Raw genomic sequence first — 7,941 nt, forward strand, 5'->3', positions numbered from 1 at the left:
AAAATAATCATTTCTTTTTTTCTCCACGTCGATTGCCTACTGGACGATTTCTGCATACATATGAACTAAGATTTAATGATGAAATGGAGATGTACTTGTATGCACACTCAAGATTTTTCAAGCTCTTCTGCTCCCCTAGAAAATATGGGCTGCCTTGCCTATACATTGAAAAAAGGGCTTCACTTTGACATTTGGTTATATCATCCACTTACAGGCTACAATAGACCGCTTGTTTCACAGTTAGCCACCGAAAGCTCCGTTCCTTATTGGTCCTCTAAAAATGATCAGATCGCTTTTGTGGGACATCAAAACATCGTGTACGTCGTAGAGATCTCTTCAGGGAAGATTAGGCGAATTGATCAGGTTTCTCCCTCCACTCTTTTGAGCTGGTCGCCAGATGATACGAAACTCGCCTATACGAAGCAGGACCATATCATTATCTATGATCTATTTCAGCATACTAGCCTTGCTTATCCACAGCAAGGAGCGACAGATGTGCAATGGTTTCCTGCTGGTAATAGACTTCTATTCCAAGGAATCGATGAACAAGGGAATAGCCAAGTGTATGTACTGAACCTTGAAACTCATCAAAAAGAAGCTTTGACTAACGTAACAGATATGCCTCACCATCATCTTCGTCTTTCTTCTGATGGAAGGTTCTTTCTCTTTACCTCTCCAGGGGTTAGTATTTCCATCATTTATACACAAGAAATCAATACAGGAAATCGATATGAGCTAGAAGGTGGACCTTTAGGGAAAAACTATTCTCCCGCATGGTCTCCCCATTCACAGTCCATAGCCTATAGTGCAACAGATATGACTGAACAAGGCGTCTACTATTCTCTTATTCAATCTGATACCCACCTTGGGGGAGAGAAAAGAAATCATGCCATTGCCAATTGTTTTAGTACTCAAGTTGCTTGGACGGCAGATGGCAGGATTACTTATCTCGCTGGATGTAGCCAGGATAGTTTTCCATCACAGATCTGGCTGATCGATCGAAATAAACCCATACCTACATTACTGGTCAATCAAGGACAAGTGACGGCTCATCAATGGTCTGGATCTACACAGAGAAATGTTGTAACCTATGAAAGATATAATCATCCCCAGTACAAAGTGTCCTTTGTCTACCCTTCTCATTGGAAACAAGTATCACCCGACAGATTCGAAGGGAAAGAAGTTTATTCAAGTAAGTGCCCTCTCATCCGATCAATCTATCGAAGACGTCTGTCATACAGAAGCGACTCATCACCTACAACCCTACGGCACAGATCCACTGATCATTCCTACTGAAGTAGATGATCAAGAAGCATGCTTTGTGATCCCTTCCGATGATCAACCAAAGGAAATGAACAGGCAAGCAGCACTGATTGCTAAGTACCCTATTCCGATACAAATCAATGGTGTACAATACCATTATTTTATTCTGTGGGCAGATAAATATGATATTAATACGTTAGCCAAAACGCTTCGATTTATTGTAGCTGTTTAATCTTCTTCAGCAGCCACCTGTATATGAGTGAACTTCTGTACATCAAAAAGCCCTAAATCAGTCAACTTAATATTCGGGATCACAGGGAGAGCAAGAAAAGATAAGGTTAGGAACGGATTACATTCTTTTGTTGCCTCTATGTGCTCTAACGCCTCATTGATCTCTTCAAGTTGACGATAGATGGAATCCGCACTCTCTTGCGAGATCAATCCTGCTATAGGCAATGGGAGAGAAGCGATGACTTGTTGATTTTCGATAACCACTAGTCCCCCTCCTATTTCTTCTATTTGTTGAATAGCATAGATCATATCTGAATCGTTCGTACCTGCAACAATAATATTATGCGAGTCATGGGCAATCGTCGTTGCTATGGCTCCTTTTTTTATTTGAAGTCCTTTGACAATGCCCAAGCCAATATGACCTGTCTGCTTATGCCTTTCAACGACAGCTAATTTTAGCTGATCTCGCTCTATCGAAGGAACAAATCTTCCATGCTCAGTCTGAACCTCTTCTACTAGATGCTGAGTAATGAGACTATTGGGAATAATTTGGATTACATTCGCTCGTTGATGACTGCCTAAATTCAAGTGAAGGGAATCTTCCGTCAATCCCTGAATATGAATACTATTTGTTAAGGTAGCAGATGGCTGTACCTCTTGATCTAGTTGAGCTGAAAAAGCTCCGTTTTCCGCTACTTTTTTTCCGGCAACATAAACCTGCTCGATTTCTAGTTTCTCAAGATGATTGAGAATAAGGAAATCAGCATCATAACCAGGGGCAATGGCTCCTTTTTGGGTTAAACCATAGCATTCCGCAGCACTTAATGAAGCCATTTGGATGGCGGTAATTGGGTGGACTCCATGTTGGATCGCTAGACGTACATTGTGGTCAACACTCCCTTCTAAAATCAGGTCATCGAGATGCTTATCATCTGTACAAAACGTACATCGACGGGCATTTTTCTCTGTAACAATACCGATTAAATTAACTAGATCTTTTGCTACGGAACCTTCGCGAATGATCAAGTACATTCCTCTTCTAATGCGTTCTAGAGCCTCTTCTTCACAAACTGCCTCATGATCTGTTTTAATCCCTGCGGTTGTATAGACATTCAATGAATCCCGATCCAATCCGGCTGCATGCCCATCTATTTTTGCTTGATTCCGCTTTGCACTAAGTACTTTATCCAGCATTCTCTTGTCCGCATGAAATACGGCAGGGTAATCCATGACCTCGCCCAAGCCAATCACTCGAGGATGCTGATACAATGGTTCTAGATCCTCGGCTCCCAATATCGCACCCGCATTTTCGAAGGAGGTGGAAGGCACACAGGATGGGAGCATCACATAGACCTGTAAGGGGATATTTTCGGATGCATCCAGCATGTATTGAATTCCTTCTACCCCTGCTACATTGGCAATTTCATGAGGGTCAGCAATGACCGTTGTCACTCCATGTGGCAGAACCACCTTGGCAAATTCAGAGGGAGTAGCCATTGATGACTCAATATGGACATGAGCATCAATGAAAGAAGGACAGATATACTTATTTTGAGCGTCTACTTCTTCATGCCCGTCATACTCACCTAAGCCAACAATTGCTCCATCAACGATGGCTACATCCACCTTCATAACTTCCTGATTAAAAACATCGATTACTTGTCCATTTTTGATCACTAGATCCGCCTTTTCCCGTTTCGCTGCTACCGCAATCTTTCTTTTTAGTTTCTCTGTTTCATTCCTATGATGTATCAAAAAAAATCCCCCTAATTATGTAATGATTCTATGACGTTATTGTTCGTCCTCAAACAGATTCATGCTTAAATACCTCTCGCCGGTATCTGGTGCAATACAAACCACTTTTTTACCCGCTCCTAGCCTTTCTGCTACAATGTTCGCAGCATAGACAGATGCGCCAGAGGAAGGTCCAACTAATAATCCTTCTTCTCGCGCCAGTCTTTTCATTGTTTCAATCGCTTCTTCATCTGCAATTTGAATGATTTCATTGTATATTTCTGTATTCAGATTTTGGGGAATAAATCCTGGACTTGTCCCTACCAGCTTATGCGGTCCTGGTTCCCCTCCAGATAATACTGGCGAACCTTTGGGTTCAACAACGGCTATATGTATTTCAGGTAACGAGGCACGAAGAACTTCACCCGTTCCTGTAATGGTTCCCCCTGTACCTGAGGTGGCTACAAAAGCATCAAGCTTTCCCTCCATCTGCTCTAGAATTTCAGATGCAGTGGTGACTCTATGGATATCTGGGTTTGCCTTATTTTCAAACTGCTGAGGGATAAAGCTTCTTGGTATTTGCTTTTGTAACTCCAATGCTTTTTCAATCGCCCCGGGCATACGTTTGCTGCTTGGTGTCAGTACCACTTCAGCTCCGTATGCTTTCAAAATATTAATACGTTCCTTGGACATATTGTCTGGCATGATTAATATAGCACGGTAACCTTTGGCTGCCGCCATCATAGCCAGTCCAATTCCTGTATTCCCACTGGTTGGTTCGATAATCGTATCCCCTTCTTGAATTAAGCCTCGCTTCTCGGCGTCAAGAATCAAATTATAGGCAGCACGATCTTTCACACTCCCTGAAGGATTAAATCTCTCCAGCTTAACATACACATCAGCCGATGTTTTAGGTATGATCCTTTGCAATTTCACCATAGGTGTACGACCGACAAGCTGTGAGATATCTTCATACACATTCATTTTCTTTCACCTACCTCACATTTTTCAGATTCTCATTATTCCTGCACCTTGCTCATTATTTTACAACAAAAAGCGGCTGAAAAATAGCAAGATGGACAGCAATTTCACTTCGCATAGGAATGAGAGTAAATGGAAAGAATATCTTTCTAAAAAGGAGCAAAGCATAGATGACCGATTACTCAAAAATGACAACCCAAGAACTAGAACAATTATCTTCTCAGCTCCATCAAGAGGAATATATCATCATGAAAGAACTCATCAAAAGATCCTCTGCGGTGGAACATACTGTTGAAAGCAACTCTGTACAGCCCGCGGATATGAAGCCAACAGAAGAAGATTTTTGATCCTACAATGGATGAAGAAAATGAATGAAGAAAAAGGATAGAGAGAAGTTTACCTGTTCTGCATGGTTTACTTCCCTATCCTTTTTTGTTTTTCTCACTATTAATGAACAACAATTTTTTGAGCGTAGTTTTTTAGCAAGATTGAAGCTGGTTCATCACCGCCACAATCTTAGTCATTGCATATTCAGCATCCATTCCTTCGATTTTCAAGAGGACTTCTGTTTCCCCCTGAATGGTCGCCATCAGCGAGGATAGACCTAGAATGTTTTTGCCATTCACATTGCGCTCACGCATTTGAAAATACACGGTTGATTCAAATTGTTCAGCTATATCCACCAACAAAAGAATCTCTTTTATCGTCAATCCTTTAGAAATGGTCAGCTTTTTTTCATATTTTGTAAGGGGCTGTTGATACAGTCCATTTTGTATTTCTCTAAAAACCTGATCAGTCTGTTGACCAAGGATTGAAATTAGTTGCTCCCACATTTGGTTCCTCTTTGTATCAAGCTCAATAATATCATTGGCAATTTTCATTGCTTTTCTGTCTTGAATCTCATTCACAAACCTACACCTCCTAAATTATACCACAGATTCTATTCTATTTACTCTAATGATATGGCAGAACCATCTTTTTGATATAATTTTTGTCAGGTATATTTACAGTTTTTTTTTAGTCATTAAAATGTCACAAACTAAATAGCTAGGCTCTTTACTTTCTATTCTGAAGAAGCGACGTCTATCGGTGGAAACAATTCTTTTTCCTCTGAAAGGGGTAAGGAATCTACATTTTTTAATTTGCGTTCAATAGCCCTGCTTCTTACTGCGGCAGTATCAATGTTATTACTCGCCTCTTGCAGTTTCTTTTTCGTCTTTTCTAATATATCCCCGAATTTAGTAAATTCTGTTTTCACTGCTCCAAGGATTTCCCATACTTCACTGGAGTGCTTCTGGATAGCCAATGTACGAAACCCCATATGCAGACTGTTTAAGAATGCAGATAAGGTTGTAGGTCCTGTCACGACAATCTTATATTCCTTCTGTAGGGTTTCCCATAAGCCTGTCCTTCTTAAAACCTCGGCATAAAGCCCTTCAACAGGTAAAAACATAATGGCGAAATCAGTAGTATTAGGAGGATCAATATATTTATCTCTAATGGTTCGGGCTTCTCTCTTAATCCGAGTTTCTAATTGTTTCATCGCTTCATTAGCACGACCTGCATCACCTTGCTCCTGAGCGTCTACAAGCTTCTGATAATCCTCTATAGGAAACTTTGAGTCTATGGGTAACCAAACCTGCTGATGTGAATGATCTCGATGAGGCAGCTTAATAGCAAATTCGATTCTTTCAGTGCTACCTTTCTTGGTCGCTATGTTTTTCTCATATTGCTCTACGGTTAGGGTTTGCTCTAACAAATTTTCTAATTGTATTTCTCCTAAAGTCCCTCTTGTCTTGACATTGGACAGCACTTTTTTTAAATCACCCACTCCCGACGCCAAATGCTGCATTTCACCCAGCCCTTTATGAACCAGCTCCAATCGTTCACTCACAAGCTGAAAAGACTCTCCTAGTCTTTTCTCAAGAGTGGCATGTAATTTCTCATCAACCGTCACTCTCATCGCTTCTAGTTTTTTATTATTATCTTCTTGCAGGTGCGATAACTTTTGTTCCACCGTTTCCCTGACCTTCTCAATCTTTTCTTCGTTCATTCTTGTCAGTTCCGTTAGTTGTTTGGCAAAACTATCTAACAGATTTTTTTGTTGATTAGCCATGCTTTCCATTGTGCTGATTAAAGATTGATTCATCTGATTCAATCCGCTTGATAGCTCTTCTCGATGAAGCTTTTGAGAGGTCGTTGCTTCCTGTCTTGAATGAATCATCTCGTCTTTTAATGATCTTTCCAGTCGGTTCACTTCTTTCTCCAGTACTTCAAAATGAGGATTGATGGCTTGAGATCTCCGTCGTTCTCTATCGTATAATTTGATTGAAACATAACATAAAAACAAAGTGACTATTAGGTTCATTCCTAATAACACCAGCATTAGAGCATTCATAAAAAAACCTCCGAAAATAGTTACTTATGTCCCATTATACATAGACAAACATATGTTTGCAACTTGATCTACACCACAGTTCCTTATGCACACTAACAAACCTTTCTCAATTGAATTGAATAGACTATAGTACAATAAATACAGCTCGGAGGTGTCTGGCATAATGAGGTATCAAAATCCAGTTGTGATTTATACTCAACGTATTGAAGAACCTAATGTGACGATTTATTATCCTAAATTAAGTCATATGACCCATCGTGAAATTGAAAACAAACTAAATCATGAAATCTACCAAAACGTCCTATCGTTGATCGAGCAACAACAAAAGTTTCAAATTGCAGGAACTCCAGAGATCACTGGACACTACGAGATCAAAACCAACGAGAGAGGAATTCTCAGCTTAACCTTGAGCAACTACACCTATACCTATCCCATGGCACATGGCTATACCCTTTTGCAATCATTAACCTTTGATCTACGGACAGGCAAACAGTATACTCTTTCCGACTTATTCAAAGCAGATTCAAATTATGTGGAAGCCTTATCCAAGTTGGTAAAACAACAGATCATGACAAGAGGAATACCTCTTCTAGATGATTTTAAAAGGATTCAACCTGAGCAACCCTTTTACCTAGCGGATAAATCAATCGTTCTCTATTTTCAGCTTTATGAAATAAGTCCCTATTATGTTGGCTTCCCCATGTTTCCTATCTCCGTTTATGACATTTTAGACTTGAGTAAAGAAGATGGACCGCTCTCCATTCTAGCGGCTGATATTGCCTGATTCTCCCCCCACTAATCAGGACAAAAAAACTCCTCGCTTAGTAGTCCGATGGTATCCTTTAACCTGTCTACTAAATGAGGAGTTTATCAAATTAATGCTTATTCTGTGATTACTAATCACCCTTCGCTTCCTGCTAGCTCTGTTACTTGACTCACAATACGGATAACATCTTCTCTCGTTAGTTTCTCTTTTCCTTCTTCAAGCACATCCAGCGTCCCTTGGGCTAGTACGAGAGGAATCTTACAGAATGTTAAAATGTCGTTCGTTTTAATCGATTGACAATATGAATCAGCAGCACGCAGATGACGTCTGGCATACGAGAACATTTCTTGTTTGCTCCAAGCCTTTGGAAAAAAATGAACGCCCCTGTCTGTATCTTCTGCCTGATTACGTATTATATTAACAGCCTGCAAACCTCGACCAAACGAAATAGCTTGTTCCCTGTCTGTTTCTGTTTTATCGTACCAATACCAAATATCTGAGAGCAAAACACCCACTAATCCAGCAACATAGTATGTATAGCTATCTAAATCCGCTTCGTTTTCTATCT

9 protein-coding genes are annotated in these 7,941 nt (G+C 40.2%); 4 read left to right on the top strand and 5 right to left on the bottom strand.

Translation table 11 applies throughout. The features are described 5' to 3' along the window. The first annotated feature begins 99 nt into the window (after positions 1–99). Positions 100–1,296, top strand: a complete 1,197-nt coding sequence (locus JCM10596_RS24905; RefSeq protein WP_051541267.1) for a TolB family protein — start codon at positions 100–102, stop codon at positions 1,294–1,296. 25 nt (positions 1,297–1,321) lie between these two features. Beyond that, positions 1,322–1,495 carry a hypothetical protein gene (locus JCM10596_RS29505; RefSeq protein ID WP_159102339.1) on the top strand — a complete coding sequence of 58 codons (174 nt, stop codon included), beginning with the start codon at positions 1,322–1,324 and terminating at the stop codon, positions 1,493–1,495. Here JCM10596_RS29505 and ade read toward each other — a convergent pair. Together ade and cysK are read right to left on the bottom strand one after the other, a co-directional pair. Next, the gene (ade, locus tag JCM10596_RS10325; protein ID WP_025027066.1) at positions 1,492–3,249 is read right to left on the bottom strand and encodes an adenine deaminase; all 1,758 of its coding nucleotides are present in this window, start codon (positions 3,247–3,249) and stop codon (positions 1,492–1,494) included. The two genes, JCM10596_RS29505 and ade, sit on opposite strands and share 4 nt — an antisense overlap. A gap of 36 nt (positions 3,250–3,285) precedes the next feature. Further along, positions 3,286–4,212, bottom strand: coding sequence for a cysteine synthase A (cysK, locus tag JCM10596_RS10330; RefSeq protein WP_025027067.1), 927 nt, complete (start codon positions 4,210–4,212; stop codon positions 3,286–3,288). Between the two features lie 167 nt (positions 4,213–4,379). Here cysK and JCM10596_RS29510 point away from each other — a divergent pair, with 167 nt between their 5' ends. Then, positions 4,380–4,556, top strand: coding sequence for a hypothetical protein (locus JCM10596_RS29510; protein WP_159102340.1), 177 nt, complete (start codon positions 4,380–4,382; stop codon positions 4,554–4,556). A 132-nt stretch (positions 4,557–4,688) separates the two neighbouring features. Here the strand turns inward: JCM10596_RS29510 and JCM10596_RS10340 are convergent, their stop codons facing one another. Together JCM10596_RS10340 and JCM10596_RS10345 are read right to left on the bottom strand one after the other, a co-directional pair. Beyond that, entirely contained in the window at positions 4,689–5,117 is a 429-nt protein-coding gene (locus JCM10596_RS10340; RefSeq protein WP_034681087.1) for an HPr family phosphocarrier protein, read from the bottom strand. 155 nt (positions 5,118–5,272) lie between these two features. Then, positions 5,273–6,607 (bottom strand): DNA recombination protein RmuC, encoded by a 1,335-nt coding sequence (locus tag JCM10596_RS10345; RefSeq protein WP_025027069.1) that lies wholly within the window; start codon positions 6,605–6,607, stop codon positions 5,273–5,275. Positions 6,608–6,770: 163 nt separating this feature from the next. On the opposite strand from JCM10596_RS10345, the gene JCM10596_RS10350 reads away from it, so the two are divergent. Further along, positions 6,771–7,391, top strand: a complete 621-nt coding sequence (locus JCM10596_RS10350) for a DUF3298 and DUF4163 domain-containing protein (RefSeq protein WP_034681090.1) — start codon at positions 6,771–6,773, stop codon at positions 7,389–7,391. A 116-nt stretch (positions 7,392–7,507) separates the two neighbouring features. Here the strand turns inward: JCM10596_RS10350 and JCM10596_RS10355 are convergent. Further along, a partial coding sequence (locus tag JCM10596_RS10355; protein WP_025027071.1) for a squalene/phytoene synthase family protein occupies positions 7,508–7,941 on the bottom strand: 434 nt, incomplete at its 5' end.

Source organism: Caldalkalibacillus mannanilyticus JCM 10596 (assembly GCF_000615945.1).
GTDB classification, from domain to species: Bacteria; Bacillota; Bacilli; order Caldalkalibacillales; family JCM-10596; genus Bacillus_AT; species Bacillus_AT mannanilyticus.

Excerpts from the sequence above, each read along its gene's own strand:
- JCM10596_RS24905 (WP_051541267.1), top strand. The coding sequence starts at position 100 with ATGCACACTCAAGATTTTTCAAGCTCTTCTGCTCCCCTAGAAAATATG.
- cysK (WP_025027067.1), bottom strand. The coding sequence starts at position 4,212 with ATGAATGTGTATGAAGATATCTCACAGCTTGTCGGTCGTACACCTATG.
- JCM10596_RS29510 (WP_159102340.1), top strand. The coding sequence starts at position 4,380 with ATGACCGATTACTCAAAAATGACAACCCAAGAACTAGAACAATTATCT.
- JCM10596_RS10345 (WP_025027069.1), bottom strand. The coding sequence starts at position 6,607 with ATGAATGCTCTAATGCTGGTGTTATTAGGAATGAACCTAATAGTCACT.
- JCM10596_RS10350 (WP_034681090.1), top strand. The coding sequence starts at position 6,771 with ATGAGGTATCAAAATCCAGTTGTGATTTATACTCAACGTATTGAAGAA.